Raw genomic sequence first — 25565 nt, forward strand, 5'->3', positions numbered from 1 at the left:
TAAGGCATGAGATGAAAACCTCATGCCTTTTTATTTTTAGTATAACTTTAAAAATAATATCTTCGCATTTCCGTTATAAGTTAAGTAAATTGCTATTTTTTGTATGTTTAAAAAACTATTTATCTCTATTTTTTTACTTTTTTGTATTGTTACTAACAGTCAAATAGGAGGTAAGTCAGTTTATCAATTTTTAAATTTAGTTACTTCTCCAAGACAAGCAGCATTGGGCGGAAAAGTTATTACTATTTATGATAATGACGTCAATCAAGTGCATTTTAATCCAGCTACAATCAATGCCGAAATGGACAATCATTTGTCTTTAAATTATGGAAGTTATTTTGGCGAAGTTACCTATGGAACTGCTGCTTATGCCTATACTTATGACCGACATTTGCAAACGTTTCATGCCGGAGTTAATTATGTTAATTACGGAAATTTTGATGGTTACGACGAAAATGGTCTAGCCACATACTCTTTTACAGGAAGTGAAATTGCACTTTCTTTTGGTTATGCTTATAATATTCCATTTACAAGTTTTTATTTAGGCGCCAATGCCAAATTGATTTCGTCCACTTTAGAAAGTTATAATTCCTTTGGTGGTGCCGCCGATTTTGGATTTTTATTTATCGATGAACCTAATGATGTTAATTGGGGATTGGTTGTTAGGAATGTGGGGACTCAATTTACAACTTATGCTGGAACTCAAGAAAAATTGCCACTTGAAGTTTTGATTGGGGTTTCTCAAGAAGTTGAAAATGTTCCGTTACGATGGCATCTAACTTTGGAAAATTTGCAACAATGGAAAATAGGTTTCTCCAATCCTAATCGTGCTATTGGAAGTATTGATGGAGAAGCTACTCAAGAAAAAGTTGGTTTTTTAAATAATGCCTTACGACACGTCGTTTTAGGAGCAGAATTGTTTCCAACTAAAGGAATAAACGTAAGACTTGGATATAATTTTAGAAGAGCAGAAGAATTGCGCATTGTAGATCAAAGAAATTTTTCGGGAATTTCTCTTGGTTTAGGATTAAAAATGGGTAAAATGAAATTTAATTATTCTTATTCAAGATATACACTTGCAGGAAACACAAGTCTTTTCGGACTAACAATTGATTTTTCAGACAACAGTTATTAAACAGATATAAATTGAAAAAAATTACTATTGCTATCGACGGTTTTTCTTCAACAGGAAAAAGTACTTTAGCCAAACAACTAGCCAAACATTTAGGATACGTTTACGTTGATACAGGAGCTATGTATCGTGCGGTTGCTTTATTTGCTATGCAAAAAGGATATATTTCTTCTTCAAATTTTGATAAGAAAGCACTTATTAATGATATACCAAATATCAAATTGCATTTCGAATTCAATGCAGATTTAGGCTTTGCTGAAATGTATCTTAATGACAGTAATGTTGAAAAAGAAATTAGAACTATAGAAGTGTCTAGTTTTGTAAGTAAAGTGGCAGAAGTTTCAGACGTTCGAGCCAAGTTAGTAGAACAGCAAAAAGAAATGGGTAAAAACAAAGCCATAGTTATGGATGGTCGTGACATTGGAACGGTAGTTTTTCCTGATGCTGAATTAAAGATTTTTATGACAGCAAGTGCCGAGACTAGAGCTCAACGTCGCTTTGACGAATTGGAAGCTAAAGGCGATAATGTTTCCTATGAAGATGTTTTAAAGAATGTTCAAGAACGCGATTATATTGATACTCATAGAGATGACTCACCTTTAGTAATCGCTGAAGATGCTATTGAAATTGATAATTCTTACCTTTCAAGAGAAGAACAATTTGCAGCAGTATTAGAATTGGTTGATGAAATAATCAATAAGTAAATCCAAAATTTAAATTATCTAATTCCAAATTTCAAAGTTTTATGTTATAAATTTTGGATTTTGGAATTTATCATTTGGAAATTTAGATAATAATAGTAGATTTACAATCTATTTACATTACAAAAACATATTTATTATGAGTATAAAGTTTAGGTTAACTTTAATGAATTTCTTCCAACTTTTTGTTTGGGGCGCATGGTTAACAACATTAGCAAGTTATGGCTTTGGTTTCAAACAGTGGAGTGGACAGGAATTTGGAATTGTTTTTTCTACTTTAGGAATCGCATCTATTATAATGCCTGCCATTTCTGGAATAATTGCTGATAAGTTTATGAACTTAGAAAAATTATATGGATTGCATCATATTTTATATGGTATTACATTATTAATAATTCCTAATATCGATAATGCATCATCATTTTTTTGGGTCATGCTTTTTGCAATGATTTTTTATATGCCAACATTATCATTGTCCAATGCGCTATCCTACACCATTTTAAAAAATAATGATTATGATGTAGTTAAAGTTTATCCTCCAATTAGAGTTTTTGGAACAATAGGTTTTATTGTTGCAATGTGGATAACAAATCTTGTTAGCGATCCGGAATCTCCATTGGCTTTTGGTTTAGAAATAGGAAATAAATTATCAAATATAACTGGAATGGCTATTCAATGTAATCAATTTTACATTGCTGCTTTTTTTGCAATTTTATTAGGAATATATTCTATGACATTACCTAAGTGTCCTCCTAAAAATGAGATAGATAATTCAAATGTAACATTAGTAGAAAAGTTAGGTTTACAAGGTTTTAAATTGTTTAAGCAAACTAAAATGGCTACCTTTTTCATTTTTAGTATATTTTTGGGAGCTGCCTTGCAGTTAACAAATATGTATGGAGAGACTTATATAAAAGATTTTAGTAAAGTTCCTGAATTTGCAGATACATTTGCTGTAAAGTCTGCTAATATAGTATTATCTATTTCTCAAATTTCAGAAACCATTTTTATTTTAGCCATTCCATTTTTCTTGAAGCGTTTTGGTATTAAAAAAGTAATGTTATTTAGTTTGATAGCTTGGGTACTACGTTTTGGATTTTTTGCTTATGGTGATCCAATAAACAGTTTGTGGATGATAATAATGTCAAATATTGTTTATGGATTTGCTTTTGATTTTTTTAATATTTCTGGTTCATTATTTGTAGAAACAACTACAGATTCTAAAATTCGTTCTTCAGCTCAAGGTTTATTTATGATGATGACTAATGGTTTTGGAGCTGTTTTAGGTAGTTTGTCTAGTGGTTATTTAATAGACAATTATTTTACTTATAACGATGTTAAAGATTGGCATAATATATGGCTAACATTTGCAATATATGCTTTGGTAATAACTGTTTTATTCGCAATTTTCTTCAAGCACAAACACAATCCAAATGATGTTGAATCTATAAATCATTAATTAAATGAAACAGTTTTATAAGCCTTCCGGTAAATTTTCTCCTTCATTTATTTTGTTTTTTCTCTTAGTAAGTTTGATTGCATTTCCGTTACTCGGATTGATTTATGCTTATTGTATTTGGTATATTCCTTTTATATACATCAACTTTTTTATTACACTTGGTTTTGGATTTTTAGTTGCATTTTGTGTAAACAAAGTAGTAATTAGAAAAGGAAAAGTTAGAAACCCAGTTTTAGCTTTATTTATTGGCTTTTTTGCGGGTATCGTTGCTTTATATTTTCATTGGTCCGTTTGGATTGATCTTGTTATCAATGCTGGTGAGTCTTATGGTTCAGATAGAATAGGTGTAACGGTTAGTAATATTGAATTTTTGCAAGTTTTCTCCTTGATATTTCAACCAACTATGGTTTTCGAATATATAAGTATGGTTAATGAGTTTGGTACTTGGGGTTTAGGAGGAGCAACTGTTAGTGAAGCATTTTTGTGGGTTATTTGGGCAATAGAGTTTGTTATAATAGTTGGCGTATCTAGTTTTTTACCTTATTTAGAATCTAAAAAGCCTTTTTCAGAATCTACAAATTCTTGGTATGAAGAAATTACTTTACCAGCATTAAGTTTTATTGAAAATAAAGAACAATTAATTGCAGATATAACTTCTAATAATCATTCAGGTTTTGATTTTTTAAATAAAGAAGTTAATAAAGAATCAGAAAGTCATAGTGTTTTTACCTTGTATAAATCAAAGTCAGGGAAGAATTATTTAACTATTGACAATAAGACATCTTCACTTGATAGTAAAGGAAAAGTAGAATTCAAATCCGATGAATTCGTCGAGTACATAATGATTGATGGCCAGTTATCAAAAATTTTATCTGAGAAATAATATTTATATTAATTAAAAAAGAGCTTTAGTAAATTAAAGCTCTTTTTTGTTTTAATCAACTTCAATCCTTTTATTTTTATCAATTTTTAATGTTTTATTTATTGATTTTGTAAATGTTTTGGAAAAACTAAGATTGATGCTTTATTTTCTTTAATCTTTATTTGCAGATACATAAAAAAGTAGTACTTTTGCAGTCCAAAATGTAGAGTAGAGTTTCGTTTGGAAATCAATTATTTATGTAAAACACTTTTGTTTTTCTATCGCTTAAAGAAACTCACGAAAAACAAAATACAAATTTTTTATCAGCATGTCTGAATTAAACAAAGAACAACAAGCGTTTTTAAATGAATTTAACTGGCACAATTACGCAGAAGGAATTGATGCAGTAGATCAAAAAAACTTACAAGAATTTGAAGATTTAGTTACTAAAACTTTCATCTCTACTGATCAAGAAGAAGTGGTAGAAGGTGTGGTAGTTAGAATCACTGACAGAGACGCAATTGTTGACATTAATGCAAAATCGGAAGGTGTTATTTCATTAAACGAATTCCGTTACAACCCAAACTTAAAAGTGGGTGACAAAGTAGAAGTATTAATTGATGTTCGTGAGGACAAAACAGGTCAATTAGTATTATCTCACAGAAAAGCTAGAACTATCAAATCATGGGATAGAGTTATTTCTGCTAACGAAACTGGTGAAATTGTTACAGGTTTTGTTAAATGTAGAACTAAAGGTGGTATGATTGTAGATGTTTTCGGAATTGAAGCATTTTTACCAGGTTCACAAATTGATGTGAAACCAATCCGTGATTACGATGTATACGTAAACAAAAACATGGAATTTAAAGTTGTGAAAATCAACCATGAATTCAAAAATGTTGTTGTATCGCACAAAGCGCTTATCGAAGCAGATATCGAAGTTCAGAAAAAAGAAATTATTGGTCAATTAGAAAAAGGACAAGTATTAGAAGGTGTTGTTAAAAACATTACTTCTTATGGTGTGTTTATTGACTTAGGTGGTGTTGATGGATTAATCCACATTACTGACCTTTCTTGGTCAAGAATCAATCACCCAAGTGAAGTTCTTGAATTAGATCAAAAATTGAACGTAGTTATCCTTGATTTTGATGACGAAAAAACAAGAATCCAATTAGGATTGAAACAATTAAATGCTCACCCATGGGATGCACTTGGTGCTGAACTTAAAGTTGGTGACAAAGTGAAAGGTAAAGTAGTAGTTATCGCTGATTACGGTGCTTTCATTGAAGTTGCTGAAGGTGTTGAAGGTTTAATCCACGTTTCTGAAATGTCTTGGTCTACTCACTTAAGAAGTGCTCAAGATTTCGTAAAAGTTGGTGATGTTGTTGAAGCAGTTGTTTTAACTCTTGACAGAGACGAAAGAAAAATGTCATTAGGTATCAAACAAATGACTCAAGATCCATGGACTGATATCACTTCTAAATACCCAGTAGGTTCTAAACATACAGGGATCGTTAGAAACTTTACAAACTTTGGTATTTTCGTAGAACTTGAAGAAGGAATTGATGGATTAGTTTACATCTCTGACTTATCTTGGACTAAGAAAATCAAACATCCATCAGAATTTGTTAACGTAGGTGACAAACTAGATGTAGTAGTATTAGAATTAGATGTTGACGGACGTAAATTATCTTTAGGTCACAAACAAACTACTGCTAATCCTTGGGACAAACATGAAGATGCATTTGCTGTTGGAACTATCCACGCAGGAACAATTGCTGAAATCGTTGACAAAGGTGCTACTGTAGATTTCGGAGATGATGTTGTTGCATTTATTCCAACACGTCACTTAGAAAAAGAAGATGGTAAAAAATTGAAAAAAGGTGACGAAGCTGAATTCAAAGTAATTGAGTTCAATAAAGAATTCAAAAGAGTTGTTGCTTCTCATACTGCTATCTTTAGAGAAGAAGAAGAGAAAAATGTTAAAGCTGCTTCAGAATCAGTTGCTGCTTCTAACAATAATAATCAAGCTTCAACTTTAGGAGATAACAATGATATCTTAGCTGAATTAAAAGCTAAAATGGAAAAAGGAGGAAAATAATTCTATGATTTTCTAAAATACTTTAAAAGCTCTCAAGAAATTGGGAGCTTTTTTTGTATCAATTAATTGCTAATAAATTATTTTCTTCAGGAGTAAAATCATTGACAATAGCATAAGTTTGGATATTTGTAATAGCCATTTCATCTAAAATAGAAACCAAATTACCAAAATTGGATTGCTTACTAGGTTTGATGATAACTATCGCTCCTCGTTCACGATCGCCTATTTGTTCAATAATTATTTTATTTAGCTTTAATAACTGATTTCTAATGCCATCTTTTCCGTAAACTAAGGTTTTAGGTTTTTCTTCAGGAACTTCAAGTAAGCCTTGATAAGTAATCATTTCATCATTATCATCAAGTAAAATGGTAATGACTCTATCTGGTCTTGGACCACAACTAATTCCACACGTAATTTCACCACATGTATTAGGTAGACCCAAACTCATTGATTTAGGTTTAGATAATTCAATAGTAACCATAAAAAAGATTATTAACAAAAATGAAATGCTAATCATTGCTGTCAAATCTATTTTTGGATGTAACTTTTTACTTCTAGGTTTGTTTAAGTTATTAAAATCTTTTTCGTCTATCATAATAATATATTTAGAAGTTATATTTATTTGTAATCACTCAATATACTTTTATAACGATAACATTCTGAGATTATTACAAAGACAAACTTAAACTATACTAGTTTTCCTTAAAAGGTCGGTTCCAAATCAAATTATTAAAGTTTTTTCCCATCATGAAAAAATAATAGCCAATAGAAGCCACCATAGATTTAAATAGGAATAAAAAAATAATTAATGGAGCGAGAGAAACTGACTTACTCAAATTGTTGGTAGGAGCTAGGTAGGTTGCCATCAAACTTACAATCAAACAGAACAATAGAAAGTATACAATATTTTTAAATGGCAAAACCATAAGTTTTCTGTACCAAGCCAAATCATTGCCCCATTGGTGTATAAAATAATAATAGTCATTTCCAATAGGAACAAAAAGAAGCGGATCATCATAATTCTTTAAATTGAATGCTTTGCTTGGAGCAACAATTTTGAATCCATCTAATTTTATATTGTGGTCTTTTTCTAAAGCATTAATCTTGGTTACAGCTTCTTCGGGTATTTTATTTGCAAAAAGAGAACTTTTCAAAAAGCGTAAACGGTAGTCTATGCAAATTTTCTTGATTTGATTTTCATGAAATATTTTCTGTGTTTCCAATAAACTAAAGTTAAAATCATTAGAATTTGTTGAACTTTCACCTTTCCAGTTGTTCGAAATTCGCTCTAGTTCTATTTCATTTTGGTTTAAAATGGAATATACTTCCTCAAGAAGTTGCTGTTCTGATAGTGTTTTTTTTCTGTTCATCAACAACTCTTCAACCAAGGTTCTGTTTTTTAGTAACATGATTTTACTTTATTTAAATGAATGTACTACCTTTTCAATAGTTTTTAAATTAATTAATTAGTATGAATTTGAAAAATTTTTCATCAAAATTCATTTATTAAACTAATGTTAATTTTCATCATTATAAAACCAAAAGAAAAGTATCAGCGTAAATGCTTGTATAAACTTTTAAAAAATAAATTATTATGAAAACTAGAAACATTTTTTCAGCTTTAGTATTGTCCTTATCTCTTTTTGCAACAACATTAACTTTTGCTCAAAAAGAAAAAACAGTTAATGTTGGTGGTGCACCAATGTATCCTTCAAAAAATATTGTTGAAAATGCTGTAAACTCAAAAGACCACACCACTTTAGTTGCGGCTGTAAAAGCTGCTGGTCTAGTAGAAACATTACAATCAAAAGGACCATTCACCGTTTTTGCCCAACTAATGCAGCATTTGACAAATTACCAAAAGGAACTATTGAAACTTTATTGAAACCAGAAAATTTAAAAACGTTACAAACTATCTTGACTTATCATGTAGTTGCAGGTAAATTAAATGCTTCGGATTTAATGAATTTGATAAAAAAAGGAAATGGAAAAGCAACATTAAAAACAGTTTCAGGTGGAACTTTAACAGCTTGGATGAAAGGTAAAGATATTTATTTAACTGACGAAAACGGAAACAGTTCAAAAGTTACTATTTCAGATGTAAATCAATCTAATGGAGTTATTCACGTTGTTGATAGCGTTGTAACACCAAAAGCATAAGGTTGTTATTTTGTTTGGTTAAAATCAGGAACCCATCTCAATTGAGATGGGTTTCTTTATTTATTTCATTTTCTGTTATCTTAATTGTGCTCCTAATTCACTTTCGAAATTAGATTGAAGTTTGCTCATGATTTTATCAATTTGAACATCGGTCAATGTTTTGGTAGTATCTTGAATTGTAAAACTAACAGCATAAGATTTTTTGCCTTGTGGTAGATTCTTGCCTTCATAAACATCAAATAAATTAATGTCTTTTAGAAGTGATTTCTCTGTTTGACGAGCTACTTTGTAAATAGCTTCAAAAGCTACGTTGGTATCTACTAACAAAGCAAAATCTCTTCTAACTTCAGGATATTTAGGAATTGCAGTAAACTTAATTTTATTGGAAAGCAATTTAATTACCAAATCCCAGTTGAATTCTGCATAAAAAACTTCTTGCTTAATGTCAAAATGTTTCAAAATAGATTTCTTAACGGTTCCCATTTCAACTAATGTATCATTTCCTAATGCAAATGCAATTCCTTCTGAAAAAATATCGCTTTCTACAGGTAAATTTTGGGTTTTATCAAATCCTAATCGCGATAAAATTGAGTTTACATATCCTTTAAATAAAAAGAAATCTGTAGGTTTTTGAACATTTGTCCAACTTTCTGAAACTCGATTTCCTGAAACAAATATGGTTAAATGTTTCTTTTCATTGTAGCCAGATAGTAATTTGCGGTAGCTTTTTCCGAATTCAAATAATTTTAAATCGCTATTTTTTCTATTTATATTGTACGAAATCGCCTCTAATCCAGAGAATAACATTGATTGTCTCATCACAGATAATTCGCTACTCAACGGATTCAACATAGTCACATTATACTCATCTTTTAACATATCTGAAAGCTGAATATAGTCTGGAGTTGTCAATGAATTGGCCATCATTTCGTGAAATCCAAAAGAATTCAACTGTGATGCAATGATGTTTTGAACCTTATAATCTTCTGTTCTAGCAGATTTTGCTACAGTGGCATTTAATTTTTTTGAAAACGTAATGTTATTATATCCATAAACCCTCAAAATTTCTTCAATAACATCAACTTCTCTTTGAACATCAACTCGATAAGCTGGAATAATTAAACCCAAACCAGCATCAGAAGAGTTATTTACTTTAATATCTAATGAAGCAACAATTTTTTTGATAGTTTCTTTTGGAAGTTCTTGACCAATCAGTTTGAATGCTTTCTCATAATTTAAGAAAACGGTAAAATCTTCAATTTTCTTTGGATAAACATCAATAATGTCCGAAGTAATTTCACCACCAGCAACTTCTTGAATTAATAATGAAGCACGTTTTAACGCATATTCTGTAATCGTCGGATCAATTCCTCTTTCAAAACGAAAAGAAGCATCCGTACTCAAGGTATGACGTTTTGCCGTTTTACGAATAGTTACAGGATTGAAGTAAGCACTTTCCAAAAATATAGAAGAAGTTGTTTCAGAAACTCCCGAATTTTTCCCACCAAAAACACCAGCCAGGCACATTGGACCATTATCGTCACAAATTAATAAATCTTCTTCGTGTAAAGTACGTTCAACATCATCAAGAGTTGTAAATTTTGTTCCAGATGCAACAGTTTTTACAGTTACTTTTCCGTTTATTTTTGCTGCATCAAATGCATGAAGTGGTTGTCCTAATTCATGCAATACATAATTTGTAACATCAATAACATTATTTTTTGGATTTAATCCTATAGCTTTCAATCTATTTTGTAACCAACTTGGCGAAGGTTTTATATTTATTCCAGAAATGGTAACACCACAATATCTTGGAGCTAAAGAGGAATCCTTAACATCAATATCAATTTTTAAGGTACGTTTATCAACTTTAAATTTTGAAACCGAAGGAGTTATTAATTCCAAAGAAGCGTTTTTCTGAATCAAAGCAGCACGTAAATCACGAGCAACGCCCATGTGTGACATTGCATCGGCACGATTTGGTGTTAATCCAATTTCAAATACTTCGTCATTTTCGATATCAAATACTTTTGCTGCAGGTGTTCCAGTAATTAAATCCGAATCAAGAATCATAATTCCATCATGACTTGTTCCTAAACCTAATTCGTCTTCGGCACAAATCATTCCATGACTTTCTTGTCCACGAATTTTTCCTTTTTTGATTTCAAATTCATTTCCGTCTTTATCAAGAAGTTTTGTACCAATAGTTGCAACAGGCACTTTCTGTCCAGCAGCTACATTAGTAGCGCCACAAACAATTTGAATAGGAGTTCCGTCACCTAAATCGACAGTTGTAATATTAAGCCTGTCTGCATCTGGATGTTTTTCACAAGTTAAAACATGACCAACAACAACGCCTTCCAATCCTCCTTTTACGGATTGATACTTTTCAACTATTTCTACTTCAAGACCTAAATCTGTCAATATATCTGATACTTCAGCAGAAGGTAAATCGATTTTTAAGAATTGTTTTATCCAGTTGTAAGAAATCTTCATTATTATCTATATTTAAATAAGGTTGCAAAGATACACAATGTAGCTTATTATTTAAAATATATTTAAGTAGTTTGAGTTACTTATATGTATTAAAAACCTAATGTACCACTTAGTTCTTTCAAACTTATTTCATAAAGTTTCGTTTGATATTGTGCATTGCTGTATCGAACAAGCGCATTTACATAATTTAATTGAGCTGTTCTATATTCAATAGGAGTGATGGTACCAATTTTAAATTTAGCTAAGGTTATATCCAAATTTTGTTTTGCAATTTGGCTATTATTTTCTTCAAGCTTTGTTAATTCTAGATTGGTTAAATAGCTTTGAAATGCCATACTAAGTTGCGATTCTAAAGCTATTTTTTGTTGATTAATGGTATTTTCAACATTTTCAACTTCCAGTTTGGCTACTTTTTCATTTCTATTTTGATTGAACCCATCAAATATTGGTAATGAAGCATTTATTCCATAAACAAAACCTCGCCCAGATGATTGTGTAACAAATCCTAAGGAAGCTTCAGATCGAGTAAAATTATATCCAGAATTTATTCTAACTGTTGGATATCTTCCAGCTTTTACTTGCTTTAATTGAAGTTCGGCATTGTTTTTTTCTAAATTTTGAGCTTGCAATTGTGGATTTTGTTTTTCAGAAAGAGTTTTCAATTCATCATATTTTAGTGAAGCATCAATTGTGATTTCATCTTCTACTTTGAACTCTGATTTAGTGTCTCTTGCTAAAATCTCATTCAATCTAATTTTAGAATTTTGATATAATTCTAATTGCTTCAATCGCGAACTAATATCAGTATTCAAATCTACTTGCGCATTTAAAACTTCTAATTTGGCTGCTTTTCCAATAGAATAGCGATTCTGAGCAGTTGTCAATCTTTGATTTGAAATCACAATTGCAGTATCTAACGCTTTGATTTGTTGTTGTTGCTGAACTAAATCAAAATAAGTAGTATAAACATCGCTAACTTTTGTAATTATTGCCAATTTCAATTCAGCTTCACCTTGTTTTTGTAATATTTTCAATTGTTCTCTACGAGCAAACATTCGCATTCCATCAAATATGGTCCAATCTAATCCAACTCCATAAGTCAAACTCAAATTTCTTGCATTATCTAAGGTACGTTCTTCACCACTTGCTTGGGTTTGTGTTGTATTTAAAACGCTATTATTATTTACAACATTTGCACTTACAGTGGGCAACATTCCTGCATTTCCTGCTGTGGAATTTGTTTCATCAATTTTCAAATTGTTTTTAGCAATCTTGATGTCGTAATTGTTTTCTAAAGCAATTTTCACGGCATCTTCCAATTTCAAAACTTCTTGGGCTTGAAGTTGAGAACCTAATAAAAATAGTAATGATATATATATAAAATCTAATTTCATAAGTTTAAAATTTATTTCTCAAGTGCATCTAAATTATCAAATTCAGGTCGGTGTTTTTTGGCTCTCGACCACATTAAATATATGGCAGGAATTACAAAAAGTGTTAGGATTAATGAAAATAAAGTTCCGCCCACAATAACAACTCCCATACCAATTCTACTTGTAGAAGCAGCTCCAAGCGACATTGCAATGGGAAGTGCACCTAAAGCTATCGCTAAACTCGTCATTAAAATTGGACGCAAACGCGCTTCGGAAGCTTCAATGATGGCTTCAAATTTTGTTTTTCCTTGTTCTCGTAATTGATTGGCAAATTCGACAATTAAAATTCCGTTCTTGGTGACGAGTCCAATTAGCATTACAGTTCCAATTTGACTGAAAATATTCCATGTTTGACCAAATAACCACAATGAAAATAACGCTCCAGCAACTGCCATCGGAACGGTCAAAATAATAATAAACGGATCGATAAAACTTTCAAATTGTGCTGCAAGAATTAAGTAAATTAATAATAATGCTAATCCGAATGCAAATAATGTATTCGAACTACTTTCGACAAAATCTCTTGATTCACCACCTAAATCAGTTGTAAATGAAGCATCTAAAACTTTTTCTTTAATGTCATTCATAGCATCAATTCCATCACCCATACTTTTTCCTGGAGCTAATCCTGCAGAAATTGTAGCCGACATAAACCTATTGTTATGAAATAATTGTGGCGGATTGCTTTGCTCTTCAACTTTTACCACATTGTCCATTTGAATTAAAGTTCCATTTTTGCTTTTAACAAACATTGAGGTTAAATCTAATGGTTTGTTACGGTCTTTTTCTTCAAATTGGCCAATCACTTGGTATTGTTTTCCATCTTTCATGAAGTATCCAAAACGTTGTCCGCTCAAGGATAATTGTAATGTTTGCGCAACATCCAATACAGAAATCCCTAAACTCTCTGCTTTTTCTCTGTCGATGGTAACATTGATTTCAGGTTTGTTGAATTTTAAATTCACATCAACCGTTGAGAAAGTCTCGTTCTGATTAGCCAAATCCATAAACTGTGGAATTTTTTCTCGTAATTTTTCAAAATTTGGAGCTTGAATGATATACTGAATTGGTAAACCAGCTCTTCTGTTTACTGAAATTGTAGGTTGCTCGGAAACATTAGTTTTAGCTTCCGAATATTTCTTTGTCAGTTTGGTGAAACGTTCAGCAATTTCCTTTTGTGAAGCTTCTCTATCTTCCGGATCTTTTAAAGCCAAACGAATTCTACCAGTATTTACAGATGAAGATAAAAATCCAGGAGCTGTTATAACAAGTGCAATCTTCTTTTCAGGAATAGAATCATTTATTAATCCTGATAATTCTTGCATGAATCTGTCGGTATATTCATAAGTCGCACCTTCTGGAGCAGTAACACTTACTACAACTAAACTTCTATCATCGTATGGTGCTGTTTCTTTCGGAATTATTGTAAAAAATAAGGCAATTAGTCCAATACAAACAATTAGAATTGGAAAACTCAACCATTTTTTCTTCATAAAACTCGTCAAAGCTTCTGCATATCCTTTATTTAAACTAACAAAATAAGGTTCTGTAAATTCATAGAAACGTGTTTTCTTTTGTTCACCACCTTTCATCAAATAGGCATTCAGCATTGGTGTTAATGTCAATGATACGAATGCTGAAATCAATACGGCAGCTCCAATGACAACACCAAATTCTCTAAATAGTCGTCCGACAAAACCTTCGAGAAATATGATTGGTAAAAATACCGCTGCCAAAGTGATCGAAATAGAAATTACAGCAAAGAAAATTTCATTAGAACCTTTTATGGCAGCTTCAATTGGCGACATGCCTTCTTCCACTTTTTTGAATATGTTTTCTGTTACAACAATTCCGTCATCAACAACCAATCCTGTTGCTAATACGATGGCAAGAAGCGTTAAAACATTTACCGAAAACCCACATAAATACATTATAAAAAACGTAGCAATAAGCGAAACAGGAATATCAATTAAAGGTCGGAATGCAATAGACCAATCTCTAAAGAATAAGAAGATGATTAAAATTACAAGAATGATTGAAATCAAAAGTGTTTCAGCAACTTCTACAACCGATTTTTTGATAAAAATAGTATTATCTAAAGCAATATTTAATTCAATATCTGAAGGTAATTCTTTCTTTAAAACATCATATTTTTTGTAAAACTCGTTAGCAATATCCAAATAGTTTGTTCCTGGTTGCGGAATAACAGCCAATCCAACCATAGGTTTTCCCGAACCTGTAAATCTAGTTTCTAAGTTTTCTGGACCTAATTCAGCTTTTCCAACATCACTCAAACGAACCACTCTAGAATTATCTGAAATTATGATGATATTATTAAATTCTTCAGCTGTTGATAAATTCCCTAAAGTCTTAACTGTTAATTCAGTATTCGCACCAGTTAATTTCCCAGAAGGTAGTTCAACGTTTTGACTATTTAAAGCATTTCTAACATCGGAAACTGTCACACCATAAGAAGTCAATTTTACAGGATCAATCCAAATTCTCATGGAATATCTTTTTTGTCCCCAAATTTGAACGCTACTTACACCAGGAATAGTTTGTAATCGTTCTGCAATTACATTTTCGGCATAATCACTAAGTTGTAAAGCATCTTTTGTTTCACTTTGAACTGTCATTGTCACAATTGGATCCGAATCAGCATCAGCTTTTGAAACTACTGGCGGTGCATCAATATCTTGTGGTAAACTTCGAATAGCTTGCGATACTTTATCTCGAACATCATTGGCAGCTTCTTCAAGGTTTTTCTCCAGTTTAAATTCGATGTTAATATTACTCGAACCTTGATTACTAGATGAAGTAATATTTCTAATTCCGTCAATAGAATTAATAGCTTTTTCTAAAGGTTCTGTAATCTGAGATTCAATGATATCTGAGTTGGCACCAGTATAATTAGTTCTAACATTAATTTGCGCTGGATCGATAGATGGAAATTCTCTTACACCCAAATAACTATAGCCAATTATTCCAAATAAAATAATGGTCAAATTGATAACAATGGTAAAAACAGGTCTTTTTATACTTAGCGTTGATAAACTCATAGGATTAAAGTTGTGAATTAAGAATTATATTTTTTAAAATTCAAATTATTAATTAATTCTTAATTTTTGGTTTTAACTTTTATAGCATCATCATTTTTTAAAGACATTACACCAGAAGTAAGAACCGTATCACCAACTTTCAAACCAGAAGTAATTACAATTTCTTTATCGGTTCTAGTCAATGTTTCTACCATGATTTCTTTGGCTTTTCCATTGTTGGCAATAAAAACTTTCTTTCCGCCTTGAATTGGAATAATCGCTTCTGTTGGAACAACTATAGCATCCTTAATGGTATTTAAAGGTAATTCTACATTAGCAAAAGTACCTGGAAGAAGTTTTCCGCCAGTGTTTTGTGCAATTGCTCTGATGCTTAAAGTTCTTGTTGTCGTTTCGATTTCAGGTTCAATAGCATAAATTTTTGCGCTATATTTTTCAGGTAAACCATTTACAGTAAATTTAATTTCTGAATTTACTTTGATTTCTGAGGCATACTTTTCTGGAATAGAAAACGTAATTTTTAATGGATTTGTACTAACTAATTTGGCAACTAGAGTAGCAGGAGTGATGTAGGTTCCAGGTGAAATAGAACGCAAACCAATTTTACCTGAAAAAGGCGCTCTAACAGATGTTTTCGCAATTTGAGCACGAATGAGTTGTGTTTGGGATTGAGCAGTTCTAAAATCTGCACTTGCAATATCGTATTCTTCTTGACTTATGGCTTCTTTTTGAAGTAATAATTTAGCACGCCTTTCATTTTCAGAAGCTAAATTTTGTCTTGTATTGGCTTGAGCTAATTGCGCTCTCAGTTCGATATCATTGACTTTAAATAAAAGTTGTCCTTTACTAACGTTTGAACCTTCCTTAAAAGCAATATTTTCAACAATTCCTGAAACTTCGCTTCTTATTTCAATTTGCTCATTGGCTTCAATAGAACCTGAAAGAGTTAAGGCATTTGAGAAGTCTTTAGATTCAGCAACTATTGCAGATACTGAAACAGGAGGTTTTTTATCACCTTTTCCTTTACCTTTATCGGTTTCGCTGCTATTTTTGGTTATTCTATAAGCTATTAATCCTCCAATTAAAATAATAAATAAAGCGATGGCAATGTTTTTAACTTTCATAAAATCTCTGGATAAAAAGTGTTATTTGTCTATACAAATATAGAATAACAAAATTACCTTTTATGAAAAGAATAATGTGCTTTATTGACTTTTATTTAACTTTTGAATAAATAAATAATAAAATAATTGATTTATAATAATTCTTCAACATGTTTTTTAATATTAGAAGCGATTTTGGCAGTTGGCAAATCATTTTCGTCACCTCCAAATGGATCTTCAATTTCTTCGGCAATTAATTCTAAACTTGCTAAAACATAGAAAATAAAAATCACAACAGGAATAACATAATAACCTAAACTAAAAACAAATCCGAAGGGTAATGTCATGACAAAAAAGAAAATAAATTTTTTGATAAATGCACTATATGAATAAGGAATTGGAGTGTTTTTTATTCGTTCGCAAGCTCCACAAACATCTGTAAATGATTGCAATTCAGAATTCAGAATTCTCAATTGGTCACCAGTAATTTTCCCAGAAGTATATAGTTCGTTTACTTTATTAAAAATCATTTTTGCTACTTGATTTGGATAATGCTTGTGATGATCAATTTGTAAATCTAAACCTTCAAATAATTCTTTGGCAGTATCTTCATCACTTAAATGTTTTTGTAAAATAGAAGCATAAGCTGGAATTAACCTTCTAAAATAGTTTCGGTCTTTGTCTTCTTTTAAAATTGCCGAAAGTTTTATGGCCAAATTTCTGGAATTATTGACCAATGAACCCCAAAGTTTTCGTCCTTCCCACCAACGATCATATGCTGTATTGGTTCTGTAAGCAAGTAATAAAGACAAAACAAATCCTACAGTTGTGTGCATAAGAGTTAAATTCTTAACATGACTTTTTTCAGATAAATTCCAAAACTCTATTTCTAAAAAAGCAATTGCACCTGAATAGACTCCTATAAAAAACATCATCGGTAATAATTGACGAAAAGTATCCGATTTATGAAATTTGAAAATAAAAGTTATCCAATCTTTTGGGTTGTATTGTACCATTTGTAAAGTTTAAAAGGTTTTTAAAATTTGTATCTTTTTTAACTAATATAATTCCAAATATTTTTCTTCGAACTCATTTCGATAAAAATGTTTCTAAGATTTTGATGTTCCGGTTTTTCCATTGATGCATCGTCTTTTAAAAGTTTTATAGCATACTCGCGTGCAACCATTAAAATATCTCTGTCTTTTACTAAATCCGCTATTTGTAAGTTTAAAATTCCACTTTGTTGTGTTCCTAAAATATCTCCTGGACCACGAAGTTTCAAATCGACTTCAGCAATTTCAAATCCATCGTTGGTTTTGCACATGGTATCTAATCTAGTTTTACTATCGTTACTCAATTTGAAACATGTCATCAAAATACAATAACTTTGATCGGCACCACGACCAACACGACCGCGCAATTGATGCAACTGCGATAATCCAAATCGTTCGGCACTTTCAATAACCATAACACTTGCATTTGGTACGTTAACACCAACTTCGATAACCGTTGTTGCAACCATAATATTTGTTTTTCCGGCTACAAATCGTTGCATTTCGGATTCTTTTTCGGCGGGTTTCATTTGTCCGTGAACAATTGAAATGGAATAGTGTGGCAAAGGGAAATCTCGAGAAATACTTTCATAACCATCCATCAAATCTTTATAATCCTGAGTTGAACTTTCATTAATCAGTGGATAAACGATATAAACTTGTCTTCCTTTTGCAATTTCATCTTTCAAGAATTTCCATACTTTTAATCGGTTGGAGTCAAATCGATGTACCGTTTGAATTGGTTTTCTTCCTGGTGGCAATTCATCTATTACTGAAATATCTAAATCACCATACAAACTCATGGCCAAAGTTCTTGGAATAGGTGTAGCCGTCATAACCAAAACGTGTGGTGGTATTTCGTTTTTCTTCCATAATTTAGAACGTTGTTCTACACCAAAACGATGTTGTTCATCAATTACTGCCAATCCTAAATTATGAAATTTCACTTTATCTTCTAGCAACGCATGAGTTCCGATGATAATATCTAAAGTACCATTTTCAAGTTCTTCATGAATGATTTTTCTTTCTGAAGTTTTACTTGAACCAGTTAATATTCTTATATTAATATTCAAGTCTTTAGCTAATTCTGATAATCCAATAAAATGTTGATTGGCAAGAATTTCTGTTGGCGCCATCAAGCAACTTTGAAAACCATTATCTTTTGCTAAAAGCATACACATTAGAGCCACAATTGTTTTGCCAGAACCAACATCTCCTTGAAGCAAACGATTCATTTGAGCATTACTTCCCATATCGTTTCTAATTTCTTTAATCACTCTTTTTTGAGCATTGGTCAATTCAAATGGTAAATGATTGTTGTAGAAATCGGTAAAATTTGTCCCAACTTTATCAAAAGGATGACCTTTAATTTTATGTTTTCGGATTAAGTTTTTTGTGATTAATTGCAATTGAATAAAAAACAATTCTTCAAATTTTAACCGGAATTGGGCTTTTACCAAAAGTTCCTGACTTTTCGGAAAATGAATGTTAAACATTGCCTCATTTTTAGAAATCAATTTCAAGTTTCCTAAAATATTGGATGGCAATGTTTCTATAAATTGAGCTTTGGTTTCAATAAAAAGTTGTTGCATGGCTTTGTTTACAACTCTATTAGTAATGCCACGTTGCGTTAGTTTTTCGGTACTTGGATAAACCGGTTGCATGGCACTTCTCAAACTTGCTTTGTGCTCGGCTAATAATTCCATTTCTGGATGAGCCATTGAAAATTGTCCTTTAAAATCGGCTATTTTTCCAAAAATAACATAGGTTTCGTTAAGTTTTATGCTTTCACGAATCCATTTTACACCTTGAAACCATGTTAAATCCATTTGACCAGTTTCGTCAGTAAATGTGGCTACCAATCTTTTTTGATTTTTACCAAATTCAACTGTTTTCACATGAATTATTTTGCCAATAATTTGAACTTCGGCTGTTGTTTCTTGTAGTTGATTGATTTTATAATATCGAGTTCTGTCAATGTATCTATTTGGAAATAAATTCATTAAATCTCCATAGCGATGAATATTGAGTTCTTTTCGAAGCAATTCGCCACGAGAAGGACCAATACCTTTTAGATATTCGATAGGAGTTTGTAATGGATTATTTGACATTTTACAATTTCAAAATTCGTAATTCAATATTGAATATTCAACATTAAAATTAGTAATGCGAAGATAGAATTTCAATTTCAATTTCAATGACTATATTTGTAATTCAATTATAAAATGTATGAAATATTTACTGTTTTTTTTCTTTTCTACTTTAACTTTTGGTCAACAAACTCCAAAAGTTGATTTTATAAAATGTGATGCAGAAGTTGCACCAGTTTTTGAAACCAAATCTATTTCTGGTAAAGTTACCTATCTTTTTAAAGTAAAAGAAAAGATTGATACCATTGCAATTGATGCTAAAAACATGACGTTTTATGGTATAATTATCAATGGAGAATCAGTAAAATATAAAGCAACTGATAAAAAGTTATTGCTATTTGAAGGATTCAAAAAAGGTAAAAATGTATTGACTTTAACCTATAGTTCAACTCCAAAGCAAACAGTTTATTTCACAGGAATTGATAATGGACAACAAATTTGGACACAAGGTCAAGGAAAATATACAAGTCATTGGTTACCAAGTTTTGATGATGTAAATGAGAAAATGATTTTTTCTATTTCTATTACCTTTAATAAAAAATTTACTGCAATTTCTAATGGTGTTTTAAATGCTGTTGACGATAATGGCAAATTAAAAACTTGGAAATATATTATGCAAAAACCAATGTCATCTTATCTCGCGATGTTTGCCATTGGAAAATTTGACTCAAAATTTGAAATTTCCAATTCTAATATCACACTAACTAACTATTACAAACCTATTGATGAAGATAAATATCAATATACCTACAAAGATTCTAAAACCATTTTTGATTTTCTTGAAAAAGAAATAGGAGTGAAGTATCCATGGAAAGTTTATCGTCAAGTTCCAGTAGAGGATTTTCTTTATGCTGGAATGGAAAATACTTCAGCAACGATTTTCTCACAAGATTATGTGGTTGATGAAAGCGGATTTAATGATAGAAATTATTTGAATGTCAATGCACATGAATTGGCACATCAATGGTTTGGCGATTTGGTTACTGCAAAATCTGGCAAACATCATTGGCTTCAAGAAGGATTTGCAACTTATTATGCATTGCTTGCCGAACGAAAAGTTTTTGGTGACGATTATTTTTATAACCAATTATTTAGTTACGCCAATCGTTTGAAAGTTGCAACTAAAACCGATACAATTCCGATAATGAATGAAAAAGCAAGCTCATTAAGTTTTTATCAAAAAGGTGCTTGGGCTTTACATTTTATAAGAGAATCAATTGGAGAAAAGAAGTTTAGAAAAGCGGTTAAAAATTATTTAAAGAAATACCAATATAAAAATGTTGAAACAGAAGACTTTCTAGCCGAAATTAGAAAAGTATCTAATTTTGATACTGAAAATTTCAAAAAAGTTTGGTTGGAGGATTATAAGTATCCTGCAAATGATATTAATTTTCTTTTGACTAAAAATGGATTCATGCGTGATTTATTGAAATTGCAATATGAAAGAAAATCCAAATTGGAAGACAAATACAGTTTGTTAAAAGTAATTTTAAAATCTGATAGTTATTCAGCATTGAAAGTTGAAGCGCTTTATCAAATTAGAAATGAGTCCTTTGAAAAAGTTTCTGAATTGTATGATTTAGCAATGAAATCTAACGATATTACTGTTAGAAGATTTGTGGCACAATCAATTGAAAATGTTCCTGAGTCTTTTAAGTCTGAATTTGAAACGTTATTAAATGATAAATCATACGAAACTAATCAGGCAGCCTTTATAACGTTATGGAGAAGTTGCCCAAATGAGCAATCTAAATATTTAGAGATTGCTAAAAATTGGGAAGGTAGAAACGACAAAGAATTAAGAATACTTTATTTAACTTCATGTTTGTTATACTCAGATTCACATGACAATGATCAAAAAGCATCAATTTTTGCTTTAAAAGCTTTAAGTGAATTAATTCAATATACTTTGCCAAATTATGAAAGTTCGATTCGTCAAAATGCTTTTGAAAGTTTACTATCAAATTACACCGAAAATAAAGAAGTTCTCAAAAATTTAGTTAACGCTACAACACATCACAAATGGCAGTTCACCAAATATGCTAGAGATAAAATTAGCAAGTTAATAAAGGACGAAAAGTATTTGAATCAATTTAAAATGTTACTTCCAGAATTGTCAATTGAAGAACAAAATCAAATACAAAAGATTATAAAAAATCTTTAACCTCAGTTTTTAAATAACTTAATGCAACATTAGTTGCAGACTCTCCACTTTCAAAAAGATTACTTAATATTGTTTCTCTAAGTTTATCAGCATTTGAAACTTCAGGATTTATTGTAGTCTTTCTTATGTTTTGAATTACTGTGTTTTTTGCAGTTACAATCATTGTCCAACATTCATCTGTAACATATATTTGTTGCGTCAAATTGTGATCGTATTCCTGCTCAATGTGATGAATCAATAAATTTTGATAATCACTTTTATTATCATTTAATGGAGCAACTCTAATCAATAATTTAGAAGGATTAATGCGTTCTAATAACAATGCTAATCGTTCATAAGCTTGAAGTTTTATTGGCAAAGATTGTTTCTGATTTTCCTTAAGTAAATGAAATCTCCTTCTTTTCTCTTCACTATTTGAAAAGGTTTGAAAAGAATAGAAAGCAACTCCACCTGTAATTAAAGCTGGTAATGTGTAAAATGCTAGTTCAATAATTTTATCTGTATTCATAAGAAATTTAAAACGGCTATATAGCCCTTAATGATTAAGTACAAAGAAAAACATTTTTTAAATTGGATACAAAAATAGTTAATAAATCAAGTAATAAAATATTGTTATTAATAGTTAGTAAACCTATTTTTGTAAATCTCAAAATTATATTGAACGAATTCTTATGATGCAAAAATATATTAGCCAACTCAACGAAGCTCAACAACAACCTGTTTTACAAAAAGATGGTCCTATGATTATTATTGCAGGAGCAGGTTCTGGTAAAACACGTGTTTTAACTATGCGTATTGCTTATCTTATGGGTTTAGGAGTTGATGCTTTCAATATTTTAGCTTTGACTTTTACCAATAAAGCAGCTCGTGAAATGAAAAAACGAATCGCTGATATTGTAGGAACCAACGAAGCTAAAAACCTTTGGATGGGAACTTTTCATTCCGTTTTTGCAAGAATTCTTAGAAGTGAAGCCGATAAATTGGGTTTTCCTTCCAATTTTACAATTTATGATACTCAAGATTCTGTTCGATTGATTTCTTCCATTATTAAAGAAATGCAATTAGATAAAGATGTTTACAAACCAAAACAAGTTTTAAGTAGGATTTCATCATATAAAAATTCACTAATTACTGTAAAAGCTTATCTAAATAATCCGGAACTTCAAGAACAAGATGCGATGTCTAAAAAGCCTCGATTGGGTGAAGTTTATGCCAATTATGTTGATAGATGTTTCAAAGCAGGAGCTATGGATTTTGATGATTTATTATTAAAAACCAACGAATTATTAAATCGCTTTCCAGATGTTTTAGCTAAATATCAAGATAGATTTAGATATATAATGGTAGATGAGTATCAAGATACAAATCACTCTCAGTATTTGATTGTAAGAGCGTTATCTGATAGATTTCAAAATATATGTGTTGTGGGTGATGATGCTCAAAGTATTTATGCTTTTCGCGGTGCTAACATTAATAATATTTTGAATTTTCAAAAAGATTATGATAATGTTCAGACTTATAGATTGGAACAAAATTATCGTTCTACCAAGAATATTGTTGAAGCTGCCAATTCAATAATTGATAAGAATAAAACCAAATTAGATAAAATTGTTTGGACAGCTAATGATTTCGGTCCAAAAATAAAAGTTCATAGAAGTGTTACCGATGGTGAAGAAGGTCGTTTTGTAGCAGGTGAAATATTTGAACAAAAAATGCGAAACCAAATGCTAAATGGTCAATTTGCTATTTTGTACAGAACCAATGCGCAATCGCGTTCTATGGAAGATGCTTTAAGAAAAAGAGATATTCCTTACAGAATTTATGGTGGATTATCGTTCTATCAAAGAAAGGAAATTAAAGATGTTTTGTGTTATTTGAGATTGGTTATTAATCCAAAAGATGAAGAAGCTTTAATTAGAGTTATCAATTATCCTGCAAGAGGAATCGGCGATACAACGGTAGAAAAACTTACGGTTGCAGCCAATCATTATAAACGTTCCATTTTTGAAGTCATGGAACATATTGATAAAATTGATTTGAAATTAAATTCTGGAACAAAAGCAAAGCTTCAAGATTTTGTTACCATGATTAAAAGTTTTCAAGTTATTAATGAAAACCAAGATGCTTTTTATTTAACCGATCATGTTACCAAAAAAACTGGATTAGTTCAAGAATTAAAAAAGGATGGTACTCCAGAAGGAATTGCACGCATTGAAAACATTGAAGTTTTAATGGGTGGTATCAAAGATTTTATTGAGGGTCAGAAAGAAATCGATGGTGCACGTGGAGCTTTATCGGAGTTTATGGAAGATGTTGCATTAGCAACCGATTTAGATAACGACACTGGCGATGATGATAGGGTAGCGCTTATGACTATTCACTTAGCTAAAGGTCTAGAATTTCCTTATGTTTTTGTGGTTGGAATGGAAGAAGATTTGTTTCCAAGTGCCATGAGTTTAAATACTAGAAGTGAACTTGAAGAAGAACGCCGTTTATTTTATGTGGCTCTAACTCGTGCTGAGCATCAAGCGTATCTTACTTATGCGCAATCTCGTTATCGTTGGGGAAAACTTACAGACAGTGAGCCATCTCGTTTTATAGAAGAAATTAAAGAAGAATATTTAGAATACATAAACCCAAGTGATGCTGGAGGTTATCGATATAAACCAATGATGGACATTGATATTTTTGGTGATATTGATAAATCAAAATTACGTTTGGCAAAACCCGTGACAGGAACTCCACCAAAGAAGTATGGTGACGAACCAGTTTCTTCTGCAAATATTCGTAAATTGAAACCTGTCTCAAATAATGCTCCGAGTAATTCCAATTCCAATTTGTTTGACAATAAGCTTACTATTGGAAATGTAGTTGTGCATGAACGTTTTGGTAAAGGTGAAGTAATTAATCTAGAAGGAGTAGGAGCAGATAAAAAAGCTGAAATCCGATTTGATGTTGGTGGAATTAAAAAGTTGTTGTTGCGCTTTGCAAAGTTGGATGTAATTGGGTAACACAAAAATGAAAATTACAAAAAGTAAATCCACTAAAATTAATAAAACTATAGAAAAAAAGAGAGAAGAGATTCAATATAAATTTCTAATAGCTATTCTTGTAATTGGTGTAATACATTATTATTTCTTTGAATCTGAGTATATAGGTAGTGATAATCGATATGATTTATTTGTTTTTTGGATACCAGTAGTTATCGGTTTATTTTTAATAGTAAAATTTAATATACTTTCAATTGATTGGAAAGATATTTTGCCTACAATAAGAAAGGAAAAAAATATTTTTCATAAAATAATTTATTTGCCATTTTTATTTCTGATGCATTTTATGTTAGCAGTAATGCTTTTTTGGATTCCTTCTAATATAATTTTTGATGGTATTAATAAAATAGAATCAAATAATAGTTTAATCGAAACTTACACTTTAAAAGTTTATGATTTTCACCATTCAACAGGAAGAAGTGGTTCTAATTTAATTAGATTTATTTTCAAAGGTAAAAAAGAGAGGATAAGAGTTAGTTATGAAGATATCAAACCTTACTTAGATAAAAATCCAGATGATTTTCAAGTTAGTATTGAAGTAAAAAAAGGAATTTGGAATTATTATATTTTAGAAACTTGGGATATTAAAGAACTATCAAATTCTAATTCACCTTAATGTTTTTTGTGGTATCTTTACCTTTATATA

Annotated in this window: 17 protein-coding genes and 1 pseudogene; 9 read left to right on the forward strand and 9 right to left on the reverse strand. The window is 30.8% G+C overall.

Going from position 1 to position 25565, the window contains the following annotated elements; all coding sequences use genetic code 11:
* The first annotated feature begins 103 nt into the window (after positions 1–103).
* From porQ to rpsA, 5 genes are all read left to right on the forward strand, one after another.
* A complete protein-coding gene (gene porQ / locus ABD771_RS10535) occupies positions 104–1135 on the forward strand; it encodes a type IX secretion system protein PorQ (RefSeq protein ID WP_345094299.1) in 1032 nt (343 codons plus the stop codon).
* 11 nt (positions 1136–1146) lie between these two features.
* Positions 1147–1836: a (d)CMP kinase gene (gene cmk / locus ABD771_RS10540; RefSeq protein WP_345094301.1), complete on the forward strand. Its 690-nt coding sequence runs from the start codon at positions 1147–1149 to the stop codon at positions 1834–1836.
* A 136-nt stretch (positions 1837–1972) separates the two neighbouring features.
* Positions 1973–3292: a nucleoside permease gene (locus tag ABD771_RS10545; RefSeq protein WP_345094303.1), complete on the forward strand. Its 1320-nt coding sequence runs from the start codon at positions 1973–1975 to the stop codon at positions 3290–3292.
* Between the two features lie 4 nt (positions 3293–3296).
* Positions 3297–4175, forward strand: coding sequence for a hypothetical protein (locus tag ABD771_RS10550; RefSeq protein ID WP_345094306.1), 879 nt, complete (start codon positions 3297–3299; stop codon positions 4173–4175).
* 307 nt (positions 4176–4482) lie between these two features.
* The gene (gene rpsA, locus ABD771_RS10555) at positions 4483–6255 is read left to right on the forward strand and encodes a 30S ribosomal protein S1 (RefSeq protein WP_345094308.1); all 1773 of its coding nucleotides are present in this window, start codon (positions 4483–4485) and stop codon (positions 6253–6255) included.
* Between the two features lie 58 nt (positions 6256–6313).
* Here the strand turns inward: rpsA and ABD771_RS10560 are convergent, their stop codons facing one another.
* A complete protein-coding gene (locus ABD771_RS10560) occupies positions 6314–6850 on the reverse strand; it encodes an ExbD/TolR family protein (protein ID WP_345094310.1) in 537 nt (178 codons plus the stop codon).
* Between the two features lie 97 nt (positions 6851–6947).
* Positions 6948–7664: a hypothetical protein gene (locus ABD771_RS10565; RefSeq protein WP_345094312.1), complete on the reverse strand. Its 717-nt coding sequence runs from the start codon at positions 7662–7664 to the stop codon at positions 6948–6950.
* Positions 7665–7849: 185 nt separating this feature from the next.
* On the opposite strand from ABD771_RS10565, the pseudogene ABD771_RS10570 reads away from it, so the two are divergent.
* A pseudogene (locus ABD771_RS10570) lies at positions 7850–8415 on the forward strand (fasciclin domain-containing protein).
* A 75-nt stretch (positions 8416–8490) separates the two neighbouring features.
* Here the strand turns inward: ABD771_RS10570 and pheT are convergent.
* The 6 genes from pheT to recG form a co-directional block, all read right to left on the reverse strand.
* Entirely contained in the window at positions 8491–10911 is a 2421-nt protein-coding gene (gene pheT / locus ABD771_RS10575; protein WP_345094314.1) for a phenylalanine--tRNA ligase subunit beta, read from the reverse strand.
* A gap of 89 nt (positions 10912–11000) precedes the next feature.
* Positions 11001–12305: a TolC family protein gene (locus tag ABD771_RS10580; protein ID WP_345094316.1), complete on the reverse strand. Its 1305-nt coding sequence runs from the start codon at positions 12303–12305 to the stop codon at positions 11001–11003.
* 11 nt (positions 12306–12316) lie between these two features.
* Positions 12317–15403: an efflux RND transporter permease subunit gene (locus tag ABD771_RS10585; protein WP_345094318.1), complete on the reverse strand. Its 3087-nt coding sequence runs from the start codon at positions 15401–15403 to the stop codon at positions 12317–12319.
* 59 nt (positions 15404–15462) lie between these two features.
* Positions 15463–16524 (reverse strand): efflux RND transporter periplasmic adaptor subunit, encoded by a 1062-nt coding sequence (locus tag ABD771_RS10590; RefSeq protein WP_345094320.1) that lies wholly within the window; start codon positions 16522–16524, stop codon positions 15463–15465.
* Positions 16525–16655: 131 nt separating this feature from the next.
* Entirely contained in the window at positions 16656–17519 is an 864-nt protein-coding gene (locus ABD771_RS10595; protein ID WP_345094322.1) for a bestrophin family protein, read from the reverse strand.
* A 38-nt stretch (positions 17520–17557) separates the two neighbouring features.
* Complete coding sequence (gene recG, locus ABD771_RS10600) at positions 17558–19666, reverse strand: ATP-dependent DNA helicase RecG (protein ID WP_345094324.1); 2109 nt, start codon at positions 19664–19666, stop codon at positions 17558–17560.
* A gap of 118 nt (positions 19667–19784) precedes the next feature.
* Here recG and ABD771_RS10605 point away from each other — a divergent pair, with 118 nt between their 5' ends.
* Positions 19785–21869 (forward strand): M1 family metallopeptidase, encoded by a 2085-nt coding sequence (locus ABD771_RS10605; protein WP_345094326.1) that lies wholly within the window; start codon positions 19785–19787, stop codon positions 21867–21869.
* Here ABD771_RS10605 and ABD771_RS10610 read toward each other — a convergent pair.
* A complete protein-coding gene (locus ABD771_RS10610; RefSeq protein WP_345094328.1) occupies positions 21853–22377 on the reverse strand; it encodes a DUF7935 family protein in 525 nt (174 codons plus the stop codon). The genes ABD771_RS10605 and ABD771_RS10610 overlap by 17 nt on opposite strands.
* Positions 22378–22543: 166 nt before the next feature.
* On the opposite strand from ABD771_RS10610, the gene ABD771_RS10615 reads away from it, so the two are divergent.
* A complete protein-coding gene (locus tag ABD771_RS10615) occupies positions 22544–24880 on the forward strand; it encodes an ATP-dependent helicase (RefSeq protein WP_345094962.1) in 2337 nt (778 codons plus the stop codon).
* A gap of 7 nt (positions 24881–24887) precedes the next feature.
* Positions 24888–25535, forward strand: coding sequence for a hypothetical protein (locus tag ABD771_RS10620; protein ID WP_345094330.1), 648 nt, complete (start codon positions 24888–24890; stop codon positions 25533–25535).
* The last annotated feature ends 30 nt before the right edge of the window (positions 25536–25565 follow it).

This window comes from Flavobacterium chungnamense (assembly GCF_039539165.1).
Classification (GTDB): Bacteria; Bacteroidota; Bacteroidia; order Flavobacteriales; family Flavobacteriaceae; genus Flavobacterium; species Flavobacterium chungnamense.